The following is a 22413-nucleotide window of genomic DNA, read 5'->3' on the forward strand; positions in this document are numbered from 1 at the left end:
ATGCTGCTGTCCCGGCCGTCCCGGGCGCAGGCCTCCTGAGGGGTCCACGGCCGGGCGGCCGGGCGGGGCTCGCACCCCGCCCGGCCGCCCGGCCGTTCCCCGGTGGCCGGTCAGACGGCGCGGCGCGCGGTCACCGTGAACTGGGCGCCGTCCGGGTCGCGCAGCACCGCCTCGTCGCTGCCCTTGGACAGGACGCTGCCGCCGTGCAATTCCGCCGTGCGGGCGCAGGCCGAGACGTCGTCGACGGTGAAGTGGACCTGCCAGTGCGGGCGGATCGTGGGGTCCGGGGCCGCCTCCAGCGCCCCCGACTCGATGCGCGCCACCACGTACCCGTGGCTGCGCAGCACCACCTCGCCGCCCTCGTACTGCACCTCGCAGCAGCCGGGACGCCCGGACGCCCAGTCGAGGACCTCGCCGTAGAAGATCGCGGCCTCGAAGGCGTCACGGGTGTGCAGCTTGATGAAGACGGGCTGCGCGTGCCGCCAGGTCTCCCAGTCGGTGAAGAGCTCGCCCTCCCAGATGCCGAAGGTCGCCCCGTCGCGGTCGGCCAGCAGCGCGGCGCGGCCGGGCGCCAGGGAGATCGGTCCAACCGCGGTCGTCCCCATGCGCTCCTGCACCCGGGCCACCGCCTCGTCCGCGCTGGCCACGGCGAAGTAGGGGGTCCACGCCACCGCCATCTGCCACATCGTCGCCACCCCGGCGATCCCGGCCACCGGCGAGCCGTCCGCCAGCGCGATCCGGAACCGGTCGCCGAGCCGGACGGGCCGCCACTGCCAGCCCAGTACGGCCGAGTAGAACTCCTCGGTCGCCTTGATGTCCCGGCTGGTCAGCGACACCCAGCAGGGGGCGCCGAACACGGAGTGGGTGGAGAGGCGGCGCGTCGCACCGGAGGGGGAGGCACCGGAGGGGGAGGGCATCTCGTCGTTCATGGCAGTCGCGTCCTGGTCTCGTCGGCCGGCAGCCGCCGGAGGGCTGTCACCAGTGTCCGTCCTGAACCGCTCCGGCCGCCTGCCGAGTGTCCCGGCCGCGGACCCCGGCCGGCGCGGGGACGCGCCGGCCGCCCCGCACCGGTGGCACGCGAGGGGGCGAGTGAGGACGATGGATGCGTCGGACCGCGTCGGGGCAGCACGGCCGCGGCGCACCGGACCCGGAGGTGATCATGCCCACGGACGGGGAATCGGAGCGGATCTTCGCGCTGCAGGAGGAGATACAGCAGCTGAAGGAAGCGGTGGTCTCCCACGCGGTCGTGGACCAGGCGATCGGGATGGTCGTCGCGCTCGGCCGGGTGGCGCCGGACGAGGGATGGGCGGTGCTGAAGGAGGTCTCCCAGCACACGAACATCAAATTGCGCACTGTCGCCGAGCTCATTCTCCTCTGGGGCCGCAGCGGCGTCATGCCCGCGGAGATCAGGGCGGAGCTGGAAGACGCCCTCGACCGGTTCGGACCGACCCAGATTCCCGGCGCGCCGCCGGAACGGTGACCCGTCCGGCGGCGCGGGATTTCCCCGGGGCGCATTCTCCGGCATCCGCCGTCACCGCATCTCGGAGAGCAGTTCCTCGCGCAGGTGGGCGAAACAGCTGCTGAGCAGCCGGGAGACGTGCATCTGCGAAATACCGAGCTGTTCCGCGATGCTGCTCTGCGTCATTCCCCGGAAGAACCGCAGATAGAGAATGAGCCGCTCGCGCTCCGGAAGCGCCTCCAGGCACGGCTTCACGGCCACGCGGTCGACGATGGTCTCGAAGGCCGGATCGGGCCCGCCGATCGCGTCCCCGAGGGCGTAGCCGTCCGTCCCCGGCATCTCCGCCTCCAGGGAGAGCGCCGAGAAGCACTCCAGGGCCTCCGTCCCGGTGCGCACCTCGCTCTCGGTCAGGTGGGCGAACTCCGCGATCTCGGCCACGGTCGGCGGCCGCCCCGGGGTGGTCTGCGACAGTTCCTTGGCGGCCTGCCGCACCCGGTTGCGCAGGTCCTGGACCCGGCGCGGGACGTGCAGGGTCCACATGTGGTCGCGGAAGTGGCGTTTGATCTCCCCGGTGACCGTTGGTACGGCGTACGCCTCGAAGGCGTTGCCGCGGGAGGGGTCGTAGTGGTCGACGGCCTTGACCAGGCCGAGGGCGGCCACCTGGTAGAGGTCCTCCAGGGCCTCGCCCCGTCCCCGGAAGCGGACCGCGATCCGCTCGGCCATGGGCAGCCAGGCCTGGACGATCTCGTCCCGCAGGGCCTTGCGCGCGGGACCGTCGGGCAGCCGGGAGAGGCGTGCGAACGCCTCGGCCGTGTCCGGGGCGTCGTCGTGGGGGTGCGATGTGGTGCTGCCGGCGATACGCATGATGCGCACCTCCCTGAGCAGGTGCTGAAGGGACAGACACCGCGGGAAGCGCCGGCTCGGACCTGGCGGAGGCACCGGGACCGGGCGGGCCCGTTCCCTGCGGGCGTGCCTCCTGTCCGAAGCACTGAATTGCCCTTTCCCGAACACGATACCGGCGAAACAATTCCGGCAATACGTGACGGAATGCGACCGGGTGATGATGCGCTGTCGACCGGAACGACGGAAGGGAAAGCGCGCGGGCACGTCGTGGATACGGCGGAATTCAGGGAGTGAGAACCGGCGCGGAGGACGGGGCCGGGGTCCCGGTCCGCCGGCGCCCCGCGCGCCGGCCGCCGTGCGAGCCTCGCCCGGACCGGCTCCGGGTCGCCCGCCCCGCTGGCCCCGGCGCGGCGACGTGATGTACGGCACGCCCGGACCGGGCGGATTCCCCGCTCCCGCCCCGATTCCCGCTGGGCACGGCTTGATCACCGATCAAATGGGGTGAACTGCCTGGCCACAGCGCATTCTGCGCATTTGACAGTGCCGTGAGCGCACAGATAGGAAGCAGCTTCCAGAGGTGGTCGAGAGGTGCATTGTGTACGAGCCCAACGTGGTCGGGGACTGGCAGGAGTACGACGAGCATGCCGGTCTGCGGGTCCGCGTCCACCGTCTGGAGCTCGCCGAGCCACCCCGCGGACGTGACGACGCCGCCGAGGGGCTGACGTACTTCAGCGTCCGCGTGACCGTCGAGAACCGCGGCAGCCGGCACCTCGGCGTCCATCTGGAGGACGGCCAGATCGACGTGCGGATCGGCTCCGACGGCGAGGGCGCGTTCATCGACTGGCGCAACTCCCAGTTCATCGAGGGCTTCGACGTCTATCCGCTGCGCCGGGCCACCGCCGTGCTCTACGCGGCCGGTCCCGAGGCGTCCCTGAGCCAGGTGGACGTCCAGGTCCAGCTGCGGGTCGACGAGGAGTGGACCGACCGCCGGCTGTGGGCGGGCGGCATCGGGGCGCACGAGGCGGCGGCCGGGGCCCAGCCGGGTGCCGCGCGCGAGAGCCTCGCGCACCAGGTGAGCGTCTTCCTGCGCGACCAGGCCGAGGAGGGCACCGCCTGACGCCGCCGGGGCCGGTGCGGGCGGCGTCGCGCCCGTACGCCGGTCCGGTGCGCGCGGGGCGCCGTCAGTGCGGGATGCCGTCGATGATCTCGCGGGCGCCCTGCCGCAGCAGGGCCACGGCGACCGACGTGCCGAGGGTGGCCGGATCCAGCCGCCCCGCCCACTCGTGGGCGTTCAGGCGGGTCTTGCCGTCGGGGGTGAAGACGCAGGCCCGCAGGGACAGCTCACCGCCCCGGTCCACGCGCGCGTACCCGGCGATCGGACTGTTGCAGTGACCCTGCAGCACGTGCAGGAACATGCGTTCGGCGGTGGCTTCCCGGTGGGTGTCCGGGTCGCCGAGGGCGCTGACCGCGTCGATCAGGCCGGTGTCGTCCTCGCGGCACTGCAGGGCGAGGATCCCCGCCCCTATGGGCGGCATCATCGTCTCGGGGGAGAGCACCTCGCTGATCACGTCGCGGCGGCCGATGCGCTCCAGCCCGGAGACCGCCAGCAGCAGCGCGTCCGCCTCGCTGGCGGCGAGCTTCTCCAGCCGCCGGTTGGCGTTGCCGCGGAACGGCACGCACCGCAGGTGCGGACGGGTGGCGGCGAGCTGGGCCACCCGGCGCACCGAGGAGGTGCCGATCCGGGTGCCGGCCGGAAGCTCGTCCAGGGTCAGCCCGCCCGGATGCACGAGGGCGTCCCGGATGTCGTCGCGGCGCAGGAACGCGGCGAACACCGTGCCCGCCGGGAGCGGCCGGTCGGCGGGCACGTCCTTGACGCAGTGCACCGCGAGATCGGCCTCGCCGGCCAGCAGCGCGGCGTCCACCTCCTTGGTGAACGCGCCCTTGCCCTCCACCTTCGACAGGTCGCCCAGCCACGTGTCGCCGGTCGTCTTCACCGGTACGACCGCGGTGCGCACACCGGGATGGACGGCCGCCAACTCGGCACGGACGCGCTCCACTTGGGCGAGCGCCATCGGTGAGTCGCGGGACACGATGCGGATCAGCTCGGGCACGGACATGCGGACACGATAGACCTTCGCCGGGGGCGTGCCCGCGTCCCGCCGGCCAACGGCCCCGGCCCGTCGGCGCGTTCCGGTCACCTGCCGGCAGGCCGTGCGCCGGACGTGTCGCCGCGGGTCGGGAGGGGAGCGGCGGGGCCCCGGCGGACCGGTGCCCCGCCGGAGCCCGCGCCCCGTCAGGCGTACGGGTCGAACGCGATGCCGGACGGCTTGGCCGATGCCAGGTTGGAGGCGAAACTGGCGTCCTTCAGGCCGAAATTGGCGCTGCCGAAGTCGTACGCGGTCAGCTTCTCGCGGATGCCCGCCGGGTAGCCGTTCCAGCCGACCAGCGGCGGGTACTGCCAGGTGCCCTCGTGGTTCTCCGGCGGCTCGTCGTTGGAGTTGGCGAGGCGGAAGCAGTGCGTGCTGATGCCGTCCTTGTGGTAGACGATCTTCGGGTGCGTGCCGTCGAAGCGGACGGCGGACCGGGCGTGCACGGTGTACGAGCCGTGGTTGGACGTGGACACGTACTGCACCGTGTTGTTCTGCACCCACACCACGACGTGCTCCCAGTCGTGGCGGTGGCCGCCGATGCTGCTGCCGGAGAGGGCCTGGTCCTTCTCGAAGTACAGGTCGTACATGACGGCGCACCAGCCGTTGTTGCACTTGGAGCGGCTGTAGCCGTTGGTGTTGTCCAGGTCCGAGGCGTCGCGGCAGTTGCCGTTGAGGGCGCCGGTCGGGTTGAGGCCGCCGTTGACCGTGCCGTCCGGACCGATGGCGGGCGTGGCGTAGCAGCCGTCGGTGTCGTAGTCGTAGGCGGGCTGGTACGTCCTGTCCAGCGTCTCGGCGTTGGCGGGCAGCGCCGGGGGCGGCGCGGCGAACGCGGTGGCGGGGAAGGCGACGACGAGGGCGACGGCACCGGCCAGACCGGTGAGCCACCTCCTGCTGCGGAATGCGGGCGTGCTCGACGGCACTGCGTCCTCCTTGTGTTCCGGGCGCAGCCGAACGGCTGTGGGGAGCGGGGGAGTTCAGCTTCTCGACTGGACGCGTGCATGCCAAGGGGGTGCAGGCGACTCCGTGGTGAAGGGCAGCCCAATAGTCGGCGGCCGGAACCGGACCGGCCTCACGCCAGGTCGTCGGGGAGGTCGGCCGCCGCCTCCTGCGGCGCGAGGTCCGGGCGCAGCCGCACCCACGACGCCTGGCGCAGCATCCCGTCCCGGGTGCGGGTGCTGTAGCGGACCTCGCCGACCAGCTTCGGCACCACCCAGTGGGCCGGGGCGACCGCCGGGACGGGGTCGAAGGGGCACACCTCGCTCGCGGCGGCCCGCAGCAGCGCGGCGAGCTCCACGCGCTCGGCCCGGCTCCAGCCGGTCCCCACCCCGCCGACGCAGCGCAGCCGCCCCGCCGCCCGCTGCCCGACGAGCACGGCCCCCGGCAGACCGGTGAGCCGGCCCCTGCCCGGCAGCCACCCGCCGATCAGCACGTCCTCGGTGCGCAGGTTGCGGATCTTGATCCAGGACCGGGAGCGCACCCCCGGCTCGTACACCGAGTCCAGCCGCTTGCAGACCAGGCCTTCCAGTCCGTGCTCCCGGGTGGCGCGCAGCGCCTCGGCGCCGTGGCCGACGAGCGCGGCCGGGGTCGACCAGGACGGGCCGTCCAGGCCCAGGTCCTCCAGCGCGGCCCGGCGCTCGGCGTAGGGCAGGCGGACCAGGGACCGCCGTCCCAGGTGCATCAGGTCGAAGATCACGAGCTGCACGGGGACCGCCGCCGCCCGCAGTGCCGCCCGGCCCGGCGCGTGCGCCGGTCCCATCCGGGACTGCAGCAACTGGAAGCTCGGACGGCCCCGTTCGTCCAGGGCCAGGATCTCGCCGTCCAGGACGGCGGGGGTGGCGCCGAGCGCGGCGCCGAGCGGCCGGAGTCCGGGATAGGCCGCCGTGACGTCCTGCCCGGACCGGGCGCGCAGCAGCACACCGCCGTCCCCGGGGAGGTAGACCACCACGCGCCGGCCGTCCTGCTTGGTCTCGTAGGCCCAGTGCGCGTCCTGCGCGGCGGGCGGCAGGGTGCCGGGCGTGGCGAGCATGGGAGGGATCAGCGGCAGGTCCACGGGTGAGGTGTGGACGCGCCCGGAGCCGCGCACGCCGGTCCGCCGGCAGGTTCCCCCGAACGGTGCCCCGCGGGCGGGCCGGCGGCTGCTCCGGGCCGGCCGTCGGTCGTTCCGGCCCGGGCCGTGACGGAACGTGCCCTTCCGTCCCCGTGCGGCATACTTGAGTTTGGCAACGAGATGGTAAAGTCGGTCGTATGCCCACACCACCGCTCCCCGACGGCTCCGTGTCCCCGGAAGTGACCGAGATCGAGCGCGCGCTCAGCCGCATCACGTACCTGAGCACGCGCGCCCGTCACCACGAGCGGCTGATGGCCCTGGCGGGCGTGCCCCTGGACCGGGCCGCCGTCGCGCTGCTGCGGCAGATCGCCGACTGCGAGCCGCAGCGCCCGGGGGAGCTGGCCGCCCGGCTGGGCGTGGAGGCCTCGCACGTCACCCGGACGGTGCAGCAGCTGGAGCGGTCCGGGCACGTCAGCCGGGTCCCCGACCCCGACGACCGCCGTGCCCAGCGCATCGAGCTCACCGAGGCCGGCCGGCAGGCCGTCGCCCGGGTCCGGGAGGCCGGCGCGCGGGGGATGCAGATGGCCCTGGCCGGCTGGTCGCCCGAGGAGCTGCGCCGGCTCGCCACCCTCTTCCACCGCATGGTCGACGACTTCCTCGCCCACGCGGCCGACGACGACACCGAGGCCCGGCCCGCGGCGCCGGCCGCCACCTGACGCACGTCACCCGGCGCCCGGCCCGCCCGGCAGCATGCCCCGGACCCGCGCCTTCGGGCCCGGTTCCCGCGGGGCCACGGGCTCGCGCAGGCCGCGCAGCAGCAGACCGCCCAGTGCGGGCAGCACGATCAGCGGGAGCAGGGCGGTGCGCAGCGACGTGGCGTCGGCCAGCGCCCCGAGGGCCGGGGCCGCCAGCCCGCCGACGCTCACGGCGAGGCCCAGCGTGACCCCGCTCGCCGTGCCCACGCGCCGGGGCAGGAAGTCCTGGCCGAGGGTGATGTGCAGCGAGAACGGCACGTACAGCCCCGCCGACGCCAGCGCCACGAACCCGTAGACGGGCCAGCCGGGCACCAGCACCACCCCCGCCACGGCCGGCACCGTCAGCGCGTACGCCCCGCGCACCACCGGCAGCCGCCCGTACCGCTCGGCCAGCCGGCCCCCGGCCACCGTGCCGATCGCGCCGCCGGCGTAGAGCAGGCACAGCGCCGCCGTGCCGGCCGCGTGCCCCGCGCCGGTCCGCTCGGGCACGTACAGCGCGACGAACGCGCTCAGGCCGACGAAGACGACCGACCGGCACACCACCGCGCCGGACAGCCGGAGGAACGCCGGCCAGTCGTCCCGGCCCGTGGCGGGGGGCCGCCCGGCGGCCGGGGGAGCGGACCCGGCCGAGCGCACCGCCGCCGCGCACAGCGCGGCCCCCACCACCGCCGGCACGGCCAGCGCGGGAGACGCCCCCAGCCCTCCGGCGGCGACCACGGCGGACACCAGCAGCGGCGCCAGGGCGAAACCGGCGTTGCCGCCGAAGGAGAACCAGCCCATCGCCGTGTGGCTGCCGCCCGCCGCCGCCCGGGCCGCCCGGGCGGCCTCCGGATGGTAGGCGGCCACGCCGATCCCCGAGACGGCCACCACCGCCAGGGTCGCGGCGTACGAGCCCGTCACCCCGCTCAGGGCGACGCCCGCCCCGGCGGCCAGCGCGCTCGGCGGCAGCAGCCACGGCATCGCCCACCGGTCGGTGAGCGCCCCGAACAGGGGCTGCACCAGCGACGACAGCAGGGAGGCGGCCAGCAGCACGCCCGAGGCGGCGGCGTAGGAGTAGGCGCGTTCGGCGACCAGGTAGGGCACGAGCGCGGCGACGGCTCCCTGGTACACGTCCACGCAGGCGTGGCCCAGGGACATCAGCGCGAGGGGGCGGCGGGTGCGTCGGTTCGTCACCCTGCGATCGTCGGCGCCGGAGCAGACGGCCCGCTTCCGATAATCTGCCGACTTGTGTCGAACACCCGCCACCCCGACGCGCCGGGTCCCCGGCCCCCGCACGTCCGCCACGCGCCGACGGCACCGACCGGCGCCCGGTACCTGACCGCGGGCGCCCGGATCGACGCCCACCGGCACGACGAGCACCAGATCGTCTACGCGGGCGCCGGCGTCGTCGAGGTCGTCACCGACGCCGGGACCTGGTTCGCGCCGGGCACCCGGGCCCTGTGGGTGCCCGCCGGCACCGTCCACGCCCACCGCGCCCACGGCCGGCTCGACCTGCACCTGGTCGGGCTCCCCGGCGCCAACCCGCTCGCCCTGGACGCGCCCGCCGTCCTCGCCGTCGGACCCCTGCTGCGCGAGCTGATCCTCGCCGTCACCCGCGACCCCGGCGACACCTCCCCCGAGCGCGGCAGGCTGCTCGCCGTGCTCCGCGACCAGCTGCGCCTCTGCCCGCAGCAGCCGCTGCGCCTGCCGGCGCCCGCCGACCCGCGCCTGGCCGCGGTCTGCTCCCTCCTCCTGGCCGACCCCGCCGACACCCGCACGCTCGCCGCCCTCGGGGCCGCGACCGGGGCGGGGGAGCGCACCCTCAGCCGTCTGTTCCGCCGCGAGTTCGGCATGACGTTCCCCCAGTGGCGCACCCAGGCGCGCCTCTACCACGCCGTCCGCATGCTGGCCGACGGCCTGCCCGTCACCACCGTCGCCCACCGCTGCGGCTGGTCCACCGCCAGCGCCTTCATCGAGGTGCACCGCCGCGCGTTCGGCACCACCCCGGGCGGCCGCGACCGCCGCCGGTGACGGTGTGGAAGACCCGCGTCCGCCCGCGTGCTTACCGTCCAGTAATATCCGGCGGCAGGCCATCAGAGGAGGAACCGTGTCCCGGTCCGATCGCTCGCCCCTGCTGCTCGCCGGCCTGCTGGCCGCCGCGGGCGTCGCCCACTTCGCCGTCCCGCGCCCGTTCGACGCGATCGTCCCGCGCAGCCTGCCCGGCTCGCCCCGGACCTGGACCTACGCCAGCGGCGCCGCCGAGCTCGCGCTGGCCGCGGGCCTGGCGCTGCCGCGCACCCGCCGGACGACCGCGCTGGCCACCGCCGCGTTCTTCGCCGGGGTGTTCCCCGCCAACGTCAAGATGGCCGTCGACTGGCGGCACCGCCCCGCCCCCCAGAGGGCCGTGGCGTTCGGCCGCCTGCCCCTGCAGGTGCCGCTCGTGCTGTGGGCCCGCGGCGTGGCGCGCGGCGGGGAGGGCCGGTCGTGACCGGGCCGGTGGCCGTCGGCGACACCGTCGAGGACTTCGCGCTGCCCGACGAGTCCGGCACCGTGCGGCGGCTGTCCGAACTGCTCGCCGACGGCCCGGTCGTCCTCTTCTTCTACCCCGCCGCCCTCACCCCGGGCTGCACCGCGCAGGCCTGCCACTTCCGCGATCTGGCCGCCGAGTTCGCCGCCGTCGGCGCCCGGCCGGTCGGCATCAGCGGGGACCCCGTCGAGCGGCAGCGGGAGTTCGCCGGACGGCACACCCTCGGCATGCCGCTGCTGTCCGACCCCGAGGGCACCGTCCGCGAGCGGTTCGGGGTGAAGCGGGGCTTCTCCCTGGCACCCACCAAGCGGGCCACCTTCGTCATCGCGCAGGACCGCACCGTCCTCGACGTCGTCCGCAGCGAACTGCGGATGAACGCCCACGCCGACCGGGCACTCGCCGCGCTGCGCGCCCACCGGGCGTGAGGACGGACCGGTGTCCGCCAACGCCCGGGAGGAGAAGGGCCGTTGAGGAATGGGTGGCGCGTCCCGCGGTGTTCGCAGGTGCGGGAGGCCCGGTCTGGTCTCCCCGGCGGCCCCGTGCCGCACCCGCGTCGCCGCCCGCAACGGGCGCACACCCCAGGGGAGGACCCGGTCATGACGCGCGACCAGCGCACCATCACCAACCCGGCCGCACTGCACGACCCGACGCCGTTCGGCTACAGCCACGCCGTCTCGGCGCCCGGCGAGACCGTCCACATCGGCGGCCAGTACGCCTCCGACGACACCGGCGCCCCGGTGCCCGGCGACTTCGCCGCCCAGGTGGACCTGGCCTTCGACCGGCTGCGGTCGGCGCTGGACGGGGTGGGGCTGGGCTTCGAGCACGTCGTCCGGCTCGGGACGTACATCGTGGACCACGACCCCGCCAAGCTGGAGGTCCTCGGCAAGGCCCTGCACGCCCGGTTCGGGGACCGGCTGCCCGCGCAGACGCTCAGCGGGGTCGCCTCGCTCGCGCTGCCGGGCATGCTCTTCGAGGTCGACGCGGTCGCCGTACGGCCGGCCGCCGCGCCCGCCGGCTGATCCGCCGGGGCGCCCTCTCGCACCGGCCGGGTGCCCGCTGTCACGATCTCCCCGAAGGAACGGGCCCACGACCAGCGGAGTGCGCATGACGACGGACAGCCCCACGACGGACGAGGCGCTGCGGGACGCCGGGGCGGAGCTGAGGCCGGCCGCCGGGCACATCGGCGCCGAGATCCACGGCGTCGACCTGGCCGGTGACCTGGACGACGCCGTGATCGCCGCGATCAGGCGGGCGGTGCTGCGCTGGAAGGTGGTGTTCTTCCGCGGGCAGCGGCTGGACCACGCCGCGCACGTGGCGTTCGCCCGCCGGTTCGGCGAGCCGGTGGTCCTGCCCCGGCGCGGCAAGGCCTCGCCGCCGGACGTCCCGGAGATCGAGACCACCGCCGACCGGCTGGAGCTGGGCGGCCGGTTCGGCATGGACCACGACGAGTGGCTGCGGCGCCGCCGGCACACGCTGCTGCGCGGCTGGCACTGCGACCACGGGGCCCGGATCGACCCGCCGGCCGCGACGATCCTGCGCGCCGAGACCGTCCCCCCGTACGGCGGCGACACCACCTGGTCGAACCTGGCCGCCGCCTACGCGGGACTGTCCGGCCCCGTCCGCGCGTTCGTCGACGGACTGCGGGCCGAACACCGGCTCGGGGTCGGCTACCAGCCCCGGCCCGGCGACGACGCCTACGTCCGCCACCTGCTGGACCACCAGGTCGCCTCCGTGCACCCGCTGGTGCGCGTCCACCCGGAGACGGGGGAGCGGGTGCTGTTCGTCAACGGCTACTACGTCGAGCAGATCACCGGCCTGTCCCGCGCCGAGAGCGGCGCCGTCCTGGACATGCTGCTGGAGCAGGCCACCCGGCCCGAGTACACGGTCCGGTTCCGCTGGGAGCCGGGCAGCGTGGCGTTCTGGGACAACCGGGCCACCATCCACCTGGCGCCGGGCGACACCGCCCACCTCGGCTTCCCGCGGATCATGCACCGGGTGATGCTCGCCGGCGACGTGCCGGTCGGGGTGGACGGCAGGCCGTCGGAGCCCGTCACCGGCAGCGCACCGGGCCGCTGGTGAGTCAGGCGGGGCGCCAGCCCAGTGCCGGGCCGAGCCGCACCGCCATGTCGGTGAGGATCTGCACGTAGTCCTCGTGCCCGAAGCTGAACGGCAGCGCGAACGCCACCTCGTCCACCTCGCGGAACGCGGCGTGGGCGTGCAGCCGTTCGGCGATCTCCTCGGAGGGGCCGACCAGGTCCGGCGCGAACAGCAGCCGCGCCGGGCCCTGCGGCGCACGCGTACGGGGGGTGCGCGCGGCGGCGTACTCCGCGTACCGCGCCCGCTGTCCGGGCGAGGCCGAGTCGGTGGGAACGACCACCAGGCCCTGCGAGACGCGGGCGGCGTCGCCGTCGGGGTGGTGGGCGCGGAAGGCGCGGATGTGGGAGAGCTGCACGGCCGCGAAGTCCGCGGGCGCGCCGTCGGGCCCCTCGGCCTTGACCACGCTGCTGGTGAGGAGGTTCATGCCGTGCGCGCCCGCCCACCGGGCCGAGCCCAGGCTGCCGGCGCCGTACCACATGCGGCGGTCCAGCCCCGGGGAGTGCGGCTGCACCCGGTCGGAGAACACCTCGAAGCCCTCCGCCCCGCGGAACGAGGCCGCCGGTTCGCCCCGCACGAACCGAAGCAGCCGCTCCACCCGCCCGTGACCGAAGTCCTCGGCGTCCGCCGTGTCCGGGTACAGCGCGTCCTTGACGTGGTCGTAGTGCGTCGGCGGGCCCGCGCTGACACCGGGGTTGAGCCGGCCGCCGGACAGGACGTCGACCGTCGCGAGGTCCTCGGCCAGCCGCAGCGGGTTCTCCCAGCCCAGCGGGATCACCGCGGTGCCCAGTTCGATGCGGCGGGTGCGCTGCGAGGCCGCCGCCAGGACGGCCGTGGGGGAGGAGATGCCGTACTGCAGGTGCCGGTGGCGGACCCACGCGCTGTCGAAGCCCAGGCGTTCGCCCAGCTCCACGAGGTCGAGCGTGGTCTCGTGGCCGCGGCGCGGATCCGCCTCGTCGAACAGCCCGATGGTCAGGAACCCCAGCTTGCGCAGCGGTCGTGAGGTCGGCGGCACGAGCCCTCCCCGGTCGGATCTCGGATGCTCCACGGCGGTGCCAACCCGGCCCCCGCCGGTCCTGTTCCCGCCGCCCGGGCCGGCGGGCCGCCCCGCGCTCAGGGCAACGGGATCGTCACCTCGTCCTCGACCGGCGGCGCGATCTCCTGGGCCCGGTTGCCCGTCGCCGCGTGGCAGCGCAGCCGCACCGCCTCCGGGCTCACGTCCAGGCGCAGGAAGCACTTGAAGAACGGCGGGCTGTACGTCGCCGAGCCCGGCGAGAACACCTGCGTGTAGACCTTGCGGACCGGCAGCCGGAACCGCCGGGCCCGGTCCGGGCGGCGGGCGGTGCCGAGCAGCCCGGCGACCAGGCGGACGCGCCGGGTGACGCGCACGGGCGCGCCCGGGGCGCGGGTGGGCGGGATGCCGAGGCGTTCGGCGATCACGGCGGTCGCCTCCGCCTCGGTCAGCGTGAAGAAGCGGGGCATGCGCAGGCGGCGGCCGTAGAGCCGGCTGTAGAAGGCGAGGGAGTCGCCGCGCAGCGGGTAGCAGCGGAAGTCCCGCTCGGTGACGCCCGCGACCGCCACCCGGGGAATGGTGTGGGTGGCGTGCGTGAACGCCCCGCCGCCGCCCGCGACGACGTACTGCAGGACGCGGCCGTCGGCCAACGTCACCGGATAGCGCTGGTAGTTGTGGATGTCGCCGCCGATCGCCGCGATGTAGCGGTGCGCCGGGTCGCGGACGATGTCGTCGACGGTGCCGCCGCCCTCGACGGGGCACGGCTCGTGCCGGCCGTCCACGTACAGCGGGGACCCGGTGATCAGGATCTTCGGGCGCGGCCCCCGGGAGACCTCCCGCAGCCACGCGCCCTGCTCGGCGTCGACGGTCCCCAGGAGTCCCGTGTCGATGCCGACGATCCGCACGGGACCGGCGTCGATCGCCCAGTACGGGCCCGGCTGGACCGCCTGCTGGGCGGGGGCGGACCGCAGCTTCCGGGCCTCGGAGAGGTGCCGGCCGTCGGCCGGGTCCGGCCGGTGCCACAGCAGCGACCGCAGCCAGGCCCGGGTGAGGGGGCGGGGCGCGGGCCCGGGCGGCAGGGGCGGGGCGTCGTCGCAGAAGACGCGCATGAAGCCGCCGAGGTCCTCGTACCAGTCGTGGTTGCCGGGGACCGCGTACACGGGCGCCGGGTAGTCCCGGTACGGCCGGAAGAACTTGGGTCCGTAGTCGTCTGCGCTGCCCACCGGGTAGATCACGTCGCTGGCGATGACGGCGAAGCTCGTGTCCCCGCCCGCCGTCAGCAGCCCCGGCACGACGGCGTACTGGGGGTCGTCGCCCTCCCCGGGATCGCCGATGACCAGGAAGGAGAACCGGTCCGGGTCGGTGCGCCGGATCACCTTGTCGGCGGGTGCGCCGGCGGCCTCCTGCCGGGCCACCCAGCGGCCGCGCGTACGGCCGGTGGGATCGCCGAGCCAGGACGCCAGCACGCCGTTGCGGGCGGCCCACAGCAGCCGGGGGTCGAGCCAGGAGATCTTCGCGGACGCGGGCGGCAACAGCCGCCGGTACGCGCCGGGTTCGGCGGCGCCCCAGCCGGCGCCCGCGGCGGTATCGCGTGAGGAGTCGGACACCGGTGCACCGTAACAACGCGCCGGCGACGGCCGGAAGGGCGGACCGCGCGCCGCCCGGACGGCCCGGGTCGTGCGAACCGGGCCCGGCGGGGCGCGCGTTGCCGGGACGCCTGGTCCCGGGGGCGCGCGTCGGGGGAGGCGGCGCGGGGTGGGCGGGCCGGGTGTGCGCCCGCCCCGCCGGCTCAGAACGTGCGCTTCAGCAGGTCCAGCAGGGCCGCCCAGTGGCGCTCGTCCGCCGCCCGGTCGTACGCGGCCGTGTCGGACTGCGTGAAACCGTGGTGCGCGCCGGTGTACACCTCGCAGCGGTGGCGGACGCCCGCCGAGGTCAGCGCCTTCTCCAGGCGCTCGCGCTGCTCGGGCGGCAGCGACGGGTCCTGGTCGGCGTGGCCGAAGTACACCTCGGCGGTGACCCGGCCGGCCACCAGGTGCGGGCTGTCCGGGGCGTCGGTCGCCAGCTGCCCGCCGTGGAACCCGGCGACGGCGGCGACCCGGTCCGGGTACGTCCCGGCGGTCAGCAGGGCGAGGCGGGCGCCCATGCAGTAGCCGGTCACCGCCACCGGGCCGTCGGCCGCCGCGGGGGACTCGGCCAGCCGGCGCAGGTAGGCGCCGGCGTCCCGCATCGCGAGCTCGGGCGTCAGGGCCGTCATGACCGGCCGGAGGCGCGCGAAGATCTCCGGACGCGCCCCCGGGTCGATGAACTCGGGCAGCTCGACCACGGGAGCGCGCCCGTGCCGGTAGAACACGTTCGGCACCAGGACCGTGTAGCCCGCCCCGGCCAGCCGGTCCGCCAGGGACCGCAGCCGAGGCCGCAGGCCGAAGGCGTCCATGTAGAGCAGCACCGCCGGCCGCGGCTCCCCGTCGGCGGGATGCGTCAGGTAGGCGTCGGCGGTGCCGTCCTCGGTGGTGATGTCGACGGCGGTGCCCTGTACGGCCGGTGCGGCGGTCATGGCTGGGGGTGCCTCTCTGCGGGGGAGTGTCGTGCCGGGGACCCGCGTCCGCGAGCGGGGCGGATCATGGCCATCGTGACACGACCGGCCTCAGGCAGGGCCCCTGGTCGGCGCCGCCGCGGCACCGCGCGGCCGTCCCGGGGACGGCCCCGCACGGCCCGTGCGGGGCTCCCGGGGAGCGTGGTGCCCGGGGTTTGCGCGCCGCGCGCAGCCGCGGCTCACTCGAACCGGGAGACGTCGCCCGCGCCCCGTCGCACGATCTCGGCCTCCCCGCCGGAGAAGTCGATGACCGTGGTCGGCTCGGTGCCGCACTCGCCGGAGTCGACCACCGCGTCCACCACGTGGTCGAGCCGGTCCTTGATCTCCCAGCCCTGCGTCAGCGGCTCCTCCTCGTCGGGCAGGAGCAGGGTGCTGGACAGCAGGGGCTCGCCCAGCTCGGTGAGCAGCGCCTGCGTCACCACGTGGTCGGGGATGCGCACGCCGACCGTCTTCTTCTTCGGGTGCTGCAGCATGCGCGGCACCTCGCGGGTCGCGGGCAGGATGAACGTGTAGCTGCCCGGCGTCGAGGCCTTGACCGCGCGGAACACGTCGTTGTCGACCCGCACGAACTGCCCGAGCTGCGCGAAGTCCTGGCACACCAGGGTGAAGTGGTGCCGGTCGTCCAGGCGGCGGATGCTGCGGATCCGCTCGATGCCGTCACGGCTGCCCAGCCGGCAGCCGAGCGCGTAGCAGGAGTCGGTGGGGTACGCGATGAGCGCGCCGGAGCGGACACTGTCGGCGACCTGGCTGATGGTGCGCGGCTGGGGGTTGTCGGGGTGCACGTCGTAGTACTTCGCCATCCGCCGAGCTTATGCCGTGCGGTGGAGCGGGGCTCCGCGGTGGGTGCGGGAGGGGGCGTGTCCGGTGGCCCGCCGGGCGCCACCCCGCCATCCCGCCACTCGGCCTCCGGGGCCGTCGTGCACCGTGATTGCCTCGCTTGACATACCTATATGTGCATACCTTATTCTCGGCGCATGTCCACCGCCCGTGCGCCCCGCAGCGACACCGACCGCGTAGCCTCCGAGCTCGCGGCGCTGCTGCCCGCGCTGCACCGGGCCCTGGACCGGCGGATCGCGCGGGACTTCCCGCACCCCAAGCCGCCCGAGGCGCAGCTCGCGCTGCTGCGGTTCGTGGCGCAGCGGGAGGGCGCGACCGTGCGCGAGGCCGCCGAGGCGCTGCTGATGAAGCCCAACAACGTCAGCGCCCTGGTCACCCAGCTGACCGAGCGCGGCCTGCTGGAACGCCGGCAGGACAGCGCCGACAAGCGGGTCGCCCACCTCTACCCGACCGCCACCGCGCGCGGACACCTCGCCGAGGTGCGCCGGCTGGAGGACGGCTACCTCCGCCACGCGCTGGTCGCCCTCACCGACGGCGAGCTGGACGCCCTCGGCTCCGCCCTGGGCGCGCTGGAGTCCCTGACGCGGGCGCTGCACCCCGCGGCCGGCTGAGGATCCGTGACGCGTACGGTGCGCTCCGCGGTTCGCTGAGGATCCGTGACGCGTACGGTGCGCTCCGCGGTTCGCTGAGCGGGCGCTGGTGGCGCCGCGCGGTTCGCTGAACGGGGCGCTGCTGCGTGCCGCGCCGCTCGGTGAACGGGGCGCCGGTGTACGCCGTGCGATTCGTCGAGCGGGGCGCCGGTGTGCGCCCGCGCCCTGCGGCTCGCCGAGCACCGTCCGTGCCCTCCGCGCGGCCGGGCACGACCGCGTGCCGCGCGCGTACGGGTGCCGCTGCCGGTGACCGCGTCCGCCGTGGTGCGGCCGTGATGCCGCTGTGCATCCTCCCGCCCTCCCGGACACCCCCTTGCCCGGCCGGCCGCGTGCCGCCGGGCGCGCACGCCCGTGCCCGCCCGCGTCCGGCCCTTCCCACCCCTTCTTCGTCTCCACCTTCTTCGTGTCCACCGAAAGAAAGACAAGGCCCCTTCCCATGCCGTCCACCTCCGTGGATCAGCCGACCTCCCCCGCCCCCGCACCCCCCGAGGGCGGCCGCCGGTCCAACCCCTGGCTCAGCCTGGTCGCGGTCGCCTTCGGCCTGTTCATGGTCCAGCTCGACGGATCCGTCGTCGCCATCGCCAACCCCGAGATCGGCCGCGACCTCGACGCCTCCTCCGCCGACCTGCAGTGGGTGACCAACTCCTACCTGCTCGCCCTGGCCGCCAGCCTCATCCTCGGCGGCAAGCTCGGCGACCGCTTCGGCCGGCGCACGCTCTACCTGACCGGCGTCGCCGGATTCGTCGTCGCGTCCGTGGCCATCGGCCTGTCCGGGTCCATCGAGGGCGTCGTCCTCTTCCGCGCCCTGCAGGGCCTCTTCGGCGGCCTGCTGGTCCCGAACACCCTCGGCATCCTGCGGGCCGTGTTCCCGCCGCGGAAGTTCGGCATGGCCGTGGGCATCTGGGGCATGGTCTCCGCCGTCGCGACCGCGCTCGGCCCCATCGTCGGCGGCCTGCTGGTCGAGCACGTCGACTGGGAGTCCGTCTTCTACATCAACGCGCCCATCGGCGTCGCCGCGCTCGTCTTCAGCGCCCTGGTGCTGCCCGCCGCCAGGAGCGCCGAGGAGCGGCAGCGGTTCGACATCCCCGGGGTCGTCCTGCTCGCGCTCGGCCTGCTGGCCATGATCTTCGGCGTGGTCAAGGGCGAGACGTGGGGCTGGACGTCCGCCGGCACCTGGGGCGCGATCGGCGCCGGCCTGGTGATCCTGCTGGTCTTCGGCTGGTACGAGAACCGGACCGCCCACCCGCTGCTGCCGATGCGGCTGTTCCGCAGCCGGGCGCTGACCTTCGGCACGGTCATCACCGCCCTGAACTTCTTCGTGATGCTCGGCGTGATCTTCTTCGTCATGCTCTACCTGCAGAACGTGCGCGGCTACACCCCCGTCGAGGCCGGTGTCCGCACCCTGCCGCTGAGCCTGGCCTCCCTGGTCGCCTCCCCGCTGGGCGCGGCCGTCACCCAGCGCTTCGGCGCCCGCGTCGCCATGCCCGTCGGCCTGGTGCTCCAGGCCGCCGCCTGCTTCGGCATGCTCACCTGGGCGACCGACTCCTCCTACGCCACCATGTGGCCCCCGTTCGTCGCGCTGGGCCTCGGCGTCGGCATGGTGCTGTCGGCCGCCTCGGACGCCATCGTCGGCAACGCCCCCGTCCGGGACGGCGGTGTGGCCGGAGGCCTGCAGGCCACCGCGCTGCAGATCGGCGGCGCCCTGGGCACCTCCGTGCTGATCTCGGTGATCAGCGGCAAGGTCGGCTCCTCGCTGACCCGGGAGCTCACCGGCGCCGGAGTGCCCTCGGACACGGCCCACGGGCTCGCGGAGGCCAAGGACGCCGTGGCGATGGGCATCGCCCCGGTCTCCGGCGACATGCCGGCCGTCCTGCGGGCCGCCGTCGTCGAGGGCAGCGGCCAGGCCTTCGTCAGCGGCATGCACGCCGCGGCCGTGCTCACCGGCGTGCTGTGCCTGGCCGGCGCGGTGCTCGCCGCCGTCGGCATCCGGCGGTCGGTGCCCGCCCCCCACTGAGCCGCGGCCCCGCCCGGGCACCGGCACCCACGGCCCCGCCCGCCGCCCCGGCGCTTCCCGCCGGGACGGCGGGCGGGGCCGTCCTGGGTACGGGAGCCCTCCCGCGTACGGGAGCCCTCCGCCGCAGGGCGACGGCGGAAGCCGCCGGGCCCGCCTCCCGCCCCGCGAGCCGTCCGGTGCCTCCCGCCTCCCGCCCCGTGAGCCGTCCGGTGCCTCCCGGCCCCGTCCCACGAGCCGCCCGGTGCCCGCGCCCGTCCGTCCCGCGAGCCCTCCCGCACCCTTGAGGTAACGTCCCCGACCGGCGTGCCCGCGACGCGGGGCGTGACGACAGAAGGAGGCAGGGCCGACGTGGCTGGCCGAGACGACGAGGGCCGTCGCGTGGAGGTGGCGGACGGCGCGGGCCCGACCTGGGCGCAGGAACTGCTGGAGCACCTCAAGCCCGCCGGGCGCGACATCGGCAGGGTGGTGGCCTGGCTCGCCTCCGCCGCGCACGCCGAGGTCTCGCTGCGCGACGACGCCGGCGGCCTCCTCGCCGGGACCCTGACGCCCGTGGACGACGACCTGCTCGCCGACCTCGTCACCGGGCGGATCGCGTCCGCCGCGCTCCAGGACCACGGGCGCCACCTGCGGCTCGTCCGGGTGCGCAGGGCGCACTCCGCGGCGGCGGCCGTGCTGGCCGTCTCCCGCCCCGCCCCCTTCGACCGGCGGACCTCCGACATCGTCACCCACACCGCCGGCGTGGTCGAACTCCTGCTGCGCGCCCAGGAGACCGCGGAGGCCGGGCACCGGCTGCGGCGGGCGACGTCCGACCTGCGGCTGGCGATCCTGCAACTGCTGATGGTCGAGGACACCGTCGCGGCCCGCCGGGTCGCCGCGGGCCTGTGGCCCGGCCTCCTCGACACCGACACCGCCTGCGTCTACGTGGCGGAGAGCAGCCCCGAGGAACGCGACCGGCTCGCCGAGGACTGCCTGCGCGCCACCGCCGAGCAGGCGCTCGTGGTGCGCTGCCCGGCCGTCGACGCCCACGTGATCGTCGTGGCGCCCGGCGAGGCGGGCGCCGCCGAACTGCGGTCCCTGGTCAGCGGCCGCCGCGACACCTTCCTCGGCGGCAGCGCCCGGCACAGCCTCGCGCAGACCGCCACCGCCTACGGCCAGGCCGTCAGCGCCCTCGCCGTCGCCCACTTCCGCTCCGACAAGGCCGCGGTGTACGCCGAACGCACCCATCCCGAGCGCCTGATGGCCCCGGCCCTGCTGCACGCCTGGACCGTCGGCGTGCTGCGCCCGCTCGACGCCCTGCCGCACCACACCCGCGCCGAACTGCTCGCCACCACCCGGCTGGGCCTGGAGTTCACCGCCGTCAACACGGCCAAGGTGCTCGGCGTCAGCCGCAACACCGTGCGCGCCCGCATGGAACGCGTCGAGGCCCTGCTCGGCACCGACTTCTCCGACCTCACCGTCCGGGCCGCCGTCCACCTGGCGCTCAACACCCAGGCGGGCCTCGCCGCGCTCCCGGCCGGATCCGGCGGACCGGGCCCCGTGCTCGCGGACCTGCTGGCCGGCGACGCGCTGCGCACCTGGGCCGGCGAACTGCTGGGCCGGCTCGACGCGGACGCCCGCGACCTGCGGCGCACCCTGCGCACCTGGATCGCCGCCGGGGGCAACGCCGAACGCGCCGCCCAGCTCCTGGGCGTCCACGCGCAGACCGTCCGCGAGCACGTCCGCAGCGCCGAGCCGGTGCTCCAGCGGCAGCTCCTCGCGGGCGGCACCGACCTGTACGAGGTCGTCCTCGCCCACCTGGCCCTCGGCGACCTCGCTCCGCCCGACCTGCGAGGGGCGAATCCGGGCCATCCGGACTCACCTGTGCACGGGTGAGTCCTCACGCCGGCGAAGCGGGCACGGACGCGCTTCACAACCGCTCCGGCGTGCGGTTACGTTGCGAGCGCCGCAGGGGCACGACCGGAACGGGGGACCGGCCGTGCCCCGCGGCGACCCGGGCCGCCCGCGCGGAACTCCACCCCGCGGCAGCCCTCCTCCGCCCCCGGACCGCCCTTCGCGCGACGGCCCGAGCGGCTCCGCGGGTCCGGTTCGGGCCACTTCCTCCGGCCCTGTGTGCCTCGTCCGAGCACGGGTACCCGGCCGGCGTTGTGGAGGTCCGCGCCCCGGGCGCCGTTCGCCCGGACGCGTGCGGATCCGGAACGAGTACCGCGAAGAGGAGGCCCGCATGACCAGTGAGTCGGAGACCGGCGGCGTGACCGGTACGCAGGACAAGGACTACAACCTGATCTGGTACGTCGAGGCGTGCCTGAGCAACGCCCTCCGCCTGGAGAGCTACATCCAGGACGCCGAGCGCGCCAAGGACACCGAGGTCGCGGACCTGTTCCGCAAGGCGCAGGCCGACAGCCGCAAGGGTGCCGAGCTGGGCAAGAACCTCCTGCGCTCGCGGCTGAACGGCGGCTGACGCCGAGCGCACCGCAGGGCCCGGCCACCGCGACGCACGCGGCGGCCGGGCCCTCGCCGTGCCGCCGGCGACCTGCGCCGCCGGGGCGGACCACGGCTGACGCCCGGGCCGCGGCCGACTACCCTACCGGGCAGTAACCGGATCGCACCCCAGGAGACCGCCCATGCCGCAGTTCGAGGTCGACGGCGCGACGCTCACGTACGACGACGAGGGCCCCCGCGACGGAGACGGCGTGCCCCTGGTGTTCGTGCACGGCTGGACCGCCGACCGGCACCGCTGGGACCACCAGATGGCGCACTTCGCGCGGCGGCGCCGGGTCGTCCGGCTCGACCTGCGGGGACACGGCGAGAGCACCGGATCGGGAGCACGGCGCATCGAGGACCTGGCGGAGGACGTCGTCGCGCTCCTCGACCACCTGAAGGTCGAACGGTTCGTGCTCGTCGGCCACTCGATGGGCGGCATGATCTCCCAGACCCTCGCCCTGGCCCACCCGGAACGGGTCGAGCGCATGGTGCTGGTGAACTCCATCGGCCGGATGACCTACAGCCGGGGGAGGGGCCTGCTCATGGCGGTGTCGACCCTCGTCCCCTACAAACTGTTCGTCGCCGCCAACATCCAGCGGGCCTTCGCCCCCGGCCACCCGCGCGAGGAGATCCGCTCGTACATCCGCGCCTCGGCGGCCACGCCCCGCGAGGTGGTGATGACGCTGTACTCGGCGATGCGGGCCTTCGACGTCCTGGACCGGGTCGGCGAGATCCGCGTCCCCACGCTGATGGTGCACGGCTACCACGACGCCCAACTGCCGGTGGGACAGATGCTGCGCATGGCGAAGGCGTACCCCGACGCGGTGATCCGCGTCCTGGACGCGGGCCACGAACTGCCGGTGGAGAAGCCCGCGGAGCTGACGGCGGCGCTGGACCGGTTCCTCTCCAGCTGACGGCAGCTGACGGCTGCCGTACCCGCAGGGAAAAGGCGAAACGCGATGCGTGAGTGAT

23 protein-coding genes are annotated in these 22413 nt (G+C 75.2%); 13 read left to right on the forward strand and 10 right to left on the reverse strand.

The window, feature by feature from the left end; genetic code table 11:
- Positions 1–110: 110 nt before the first annotated feature.
- Entirely contained in the window at positions 111–929 is an 819-nt protein-coding gene (locus tag ACIF8T_RS26415; RefSeq protein WP_400038586.1) for a VOC family protein, read from the reverse strand.
- Between the two features lie 230 nt (positions 930–1159).
- Here ACIF8T_RS26415 and ACIF8T_RS26420 point away from each other — a divergent pair, with 230 nt between their 5' ends.
- The gene (locus ACIF8T_RS26420) at positions 1160–1480 is read left to right on the forward strand and encodes an ANTAR domain-containing protein (protein WP_400038779.1); all 321 of its coding nucleotides are present in this window, start codon (positions 1160–1162) and stop codon (positions 1478–1480) included.
- A 51-nt stretch (positions 1481–1531) separates the two neighbouring features.
- Here ACIF8T_RS26420 and ACIF8T_RS26425 read toward each other — a convergent pair whose 3' ends face one another.
- The gene (locus ACIF8T_RS26425; RefSeq protein ID WP_400038587.1) at positions 1532–2323 is read right to left on the reverse strand and encodes an RNA polymerase sigma factor SigF; all 792 of its coding nucleotides are present in this window, start codon (positions 2321–2323) and stop codon (positions 1532–1534) included.
- Between the two features lie 574 nt (positions 2324–2897).
- Here ACIF8T_RS26425 and ACIF8T_RS26430 point away from each other — a divergent pair.
- Positions 2898–3419 (forward strand): hypothetical protein, encoded by a 522-nt coding sequence (locus ACIF8T_RS26430; protein WP_400038588.1) that lies wholly within the window; start codon positions 2898–2900, stop codon positions 3417–3419.
- 64 nt (positions 3420–3483) lie between these two features.
- Here ACIF8T_RS26430 and hemC read toward each other — a convergent pair whose 3' ends face one another.
- The 3 genes from hemC to ACIF8T_RS26445 all read right to left on the reverse strand — a co-directional run bounded on the left by hemC (position 3484) and on the right by ACIF8T_RS26445 (position 6502).
- Positions 3484–4419, reverse strand: a complete 936-nt coding sequence (gene hemC / locus ACIF8T_RS26435; protein ID WP_400038589.1) for a hydroxymethylbilane synthase — start codon at positions 4417–4419, stop codon at positions 3484–3486.
- 176 nt (positions 4420–4595) lie between these two features.
- Positions 4596–5372 carry an NPP1 family protein gene (locus ACIF8T_RS26440; RefSeq protein WP_400038590.1) on the reverse strand — a complete coding sequence of 259 codons (777 nt, stop codon included), beginning with the start codon at positions 5370–5372 and terminating at the stop codon, positions 4596–4598.
- Between the two features lie 149 nt (positions 5373–5521).
- Positions 5522–6502: an ATP-dependent DNA ligase gene (locus tag ACIF8T_RS26445; protein WP_400038591.1), complete on the reverse strand. Its 981-nt coding sequence runs from the start codon at positions 6500–6502 to the stop codon at positions 5522–5524.
- Positions 6503–6696: 194 nt separating this feature from the next.
- Here ACIF8T_RS26445 and ACIF8T_RS26450 point away from each other — a divergent pair, with 194 nt between their 5' ends.
- A complete protein-coding gene (locus ACIF8T_RS26450) occupies positions 6697–7215 on the forward strand; it encodes a MarR family winged helix-turn-helix transcriptional regulator (RefSeq protein ID WP_400038592.1) in 519 nt (172 codons plus the stop codon).
- A 6-nt stretch (positions 7216–7221) separates the two neighbouring features.
- On the opposite strand, the gene ACIF8T_RS26455 is transcribed toward ACIF8T_RS26450, so the two are convergent.
- Positions 7222–8391: an MFS transporter gene (locus tag ACIF8T_RS26455; protein ID WP_400038780.1), complete on the reverse strand. Its 1170-nt coding sequence runs from the start codon at positions 8389–8391 to the stop codon at positions 7222–7224.
- Between the two features lie 90 nt (positions 8392–8481).
- On the opposite strand from ACIF8T_RS26455, the gene ACIF8T_RS26460 reads away from it, so the two are divergent.
- The 5 genes from ACIF8T_RS26460 (at position 8482) to ACIF8T_RS26480 (ending at position 11839) form a co-directional block, all read left to right on the forward strand.
- Positions 8482–9264, forward strand: a complete 783-nt coding sequence (locus ACIF8T_RS26460) for an AraC family transcriptional regulator (RefSeq protein ID WP_400038593.1) — start codon at positions 8482–8484, stop codon at positions 9262–9264.
- A 76-nt stretch (positions 9265–9340) separates the two neighbouring features.
- Positions 9341–9721, forward strand: coding sequence for a DoxX family protein (locus ACIF8T_RS26465; protein ID WP_400038594.1), 381 nt, complete (start codon positions 9341–9343; stop codon positions 9719–9721).
- Complete coding sequence (locus ACIF8T_RS26470; protein ID WP_400038595.1) at positions 9718–10185, forward strand: peroxiredoxin; 468 nt, start codon at positions 9718–9720, stop codon at positions 10183–10185. Before ACIF8T_RS26465 ends, ACIF8T_RS26470 begins: the two co-directional genes overlap by 4 nt.
- A gap of 171 nt (positions 10186–10356) precedes the next feature.
- Entirely contained in the window at positions 10357–10779 is a 423-nt protein-coding gene (locus tag ACIF8T_RS26475; RefSeq protein ID WP_400038596.1) for a RidA family protein, read from the forward strand.
- An 85-nt stretch (positions 10780–10864) separates the two neighbouring features.
- The gene (locus ACIF8T_RS26480) at positions 10865–11839 is read left to right on the forward strand and encodes a TauD/TfdA dioxygenase family protein (protein ID WP_400038597.1); all 975 of its coding nucleotides are present in this window, start codon (positions 10865–10867) and stop codon (positions 11837–11839) included.
- Position 11840: 1 nt separating this feature from the next.
- On the opposite strand, the gene ACIF8T_RS26485 is transcribed toward ACIF8T_RS26480, so the two are convergent.
- The 4 genes from ACIF8T_RS26485 to ACIF8T_RS26500 form a co-directional block, all read right to left on the reverse strand.
- A complete protein-coding gene (locus ACIF8T_RS26485; protein ID WP_400038598.1) occupies positions 11841–12869 on the reverse strand; it encodes an LLM class flavin-dependent oxidoreductase in 1029 nt (342 codons plus the stop codon).
- A gap of 98 nt (positions 12870–12967) precedes the next feature.
- The gene (locus tag ACIF8T_RS26490) at positions 12968–14473 is read right to left on the reverse strand and encodes a metallophosphoesterase family protein (RefSeq protein WP_400038599.1); all 1506 of its coding nucleotides are present in this window, start codon (positions 14471–14473) and stop codon (positions 12968–12970) included.
- Between the two features lie 182 nt (positions 14474–14655).
- Positions 14656–15420, reverse strand: coding sequence for a dienelactone hydrolase family protein (locus tag ACIF8T_RS26495; protein WP_400038600.1), 765 nt, complete (start codon positions 15418–15420; stop codon positions 14656–14658).
- Between the two features lie 218 nt (positions 15421–15638).
- Positions 15639–16259: an L-threonylcarbamoyladenylate synthase gene (locus ACIF8T_RS26500; RefSeq protein WP_400038601.1), complete on the reverse strand. Its 621-nt coding sequence runs from the start codon at positions 16257–16259 to the stop codon at positions 15639–15641.
- A gap of 174 nt (positions 16260–16433) precedes the next feature.
- On the opposite strand from ACIF8T_RS26500, the gene ACIF8T_RS26505 reads away from it, so the two are divergent.
- The 5 genes from ACIF8T_RS26505 to ACIF8T_RS26525 all read left to right on the forward strand — a co-directional run bounded on the left by ACIF8T_RS26505 (position 16434) and on the right by ACIF8T_RS26525 (position 22355).
- Complete coding sequence (locus ACIF8T_RS26505) at positions 16434–16907, forward strand: MarR family winged helix-turn-helix transcriptional regulator (RefSeq protein WP_400038602.1); 474 nt, start codon at positions 16434–16436, stop codon at positions 16905–16907.
- A gap of 475 nt (positions 16908–17382) precedes the next feature.
- Positions 17383–18960 (forward strand): MFS transporter, encoded by a 1578-nt coding sequence (locus ACIF8T_RS26510; RefSeq protein WP_400038603.1) that lies wholly within the window; start codon positions 17383–17385, stop codon positions 18958–18960.
- Between the two features lie 348 nt (positions 18961–19308).
- Positions 19309–20832 (forward strand): helix-turn-helix domain-containing protein, encoded by a 1524-nt coding sequence (locus tag ACIF8T_RS26515; RefSeq protein ID WP_400038604.1) that lies wholly within the window; start codon positions 19309–19311, stop codon positions 20830–20832.
- Between the two features lie 349 nt (positions 20833–21181).
- Positions 21182–21418 (forward strand): hypothetical protein, encoded by a 237-nt coding sequence (locus ACIF8T_RS26520; RefSeq protein ID WP_400038605.1) that lies wholly within the window; start codon positions 21182–21184, stop codon positions 21416–21418.
- A 163-nt stretch (positions 21419–21581) separates the two neighbouring features.
- On the forward strand, positions 21582–22355 hold the full coding sequence (locus tag ACIF8T_RS26525; RefSeq protein WP_400038606.1) for an alpha/beta fold hydrolase: 774 nt from the start codon (positions 21582–21584) through the stop codon (positions 22353–22355).
- Positions 22356–22413: the final 58 nt, after the last annotated feature.

This window comes from Streptomyces sp. NPDC085946, from assembly GCF_044540485.1.
Taxonomy (GTDB): Bacteria; Actinomycetota; Actinomycetes; order Streptomycetales; family Streptomycetaceae; genus Streptomyces.

Bases quoted from the DNA above. Each gene is read 5' to 3' on its own strand.
- ACIF8T_RS26415 (WP_400038586.1), bottom strand. From the start codon at position 929: ATGAACGACGAGATGCCCTCCCCCTCCGGTGCCTCCCCCTCCGGTGCG.
- ACIF8T_RS26420 (WP_400038779.1), top strand. From the start codon at position 1,160: ATGCCCACGGACGGGGAATCGGAGCGGATCTTCGCGCTGCAGGAGGAG.
- ACIF8T_RS26425 (WP_400038587.1), bottom strand. From the start codon at position 2,323: ATGCGTATCGCCGGCAGCACCACATCGCACCCCCACGACGACGCCCCG.
- hemC (WP_400038589.1), bottom strand. From the start codon at position 4,419: ATGTCCGTGCCCGAGCTGATCCGCATCGTGTCCCGCGACTCACCGATG.
- ACIF8T_RS26450 (WP_400038592.1), top strand. From the start codon at position 6,697: ATGCCCACACCACCGCTCCCCGACGGCTCCGTGTCCCCGGAAGTGACC.
- ACIF8T_RS26455 (WP_400038780.1), bottom strand. From the start codon at position 8,391: ATGTCCCTGGGCCACGCCTGCGTGGACGTGTACCAGGGAGCCGTCGCC.
- ACIF8T_RS26475 (WP_400038596.1), top strand. From the start codon at position 10,357: ATGACGCGCGACCAGCGCACCATCACCAACCCGGCCGCACTGCACGAC.
- ACIF8T_RS26480 (WP_400038597.1), top strand. From the start codon at position 10,865: ATGACGACGGACAGCCCCACGACGGACGAGGCGCTGCGGGACGCCGGG.
- ACIF8T_RS26495 (WP_400038600.1), bottom strand. From the start codon at position 15,420: ATGACCGCCGCACCGGCCGTACAGGGCACCGCCGTCGACATCACCACC.
- ACIF8T_RS26500 (WP_400038601.1), bottom strand. From the start codon at position 16,259: ATGGCGAAGTACTACGACGTGCACCCCGACAACCCCCAGCCGCGCACC.
- ACIF8T_RS26505 (WP_400038602.1), top strand. From the start codon at position 16,434: ATGTCCACCGCCCGTGCGCCCCGCAGCGACACCGACCGCGTAGCCTCC.
- ACIF8T_RS26510 (WP_400038603.1), top strand. From the start codon at position 17,383: ATGCCGTCCACCTCCGTGGATCAGCCGACCTCCCCCGCCCCCGCACCC.
- ACIF8T_RS26520 (WP_400038605.1), top strand. From the start codon at position 21,182: ATGACCAGTGAGTCGGAGACCGGCGGCGTGACCGGTACGCAGGACAAG.
- ACIF8T_RS26525 (WP_400038606.1), top strand. From the start codon at position 21,582: ATGCCGCAGTTCGAGGTCGACGGCGCGACGCTCACGTACGACGACGAG.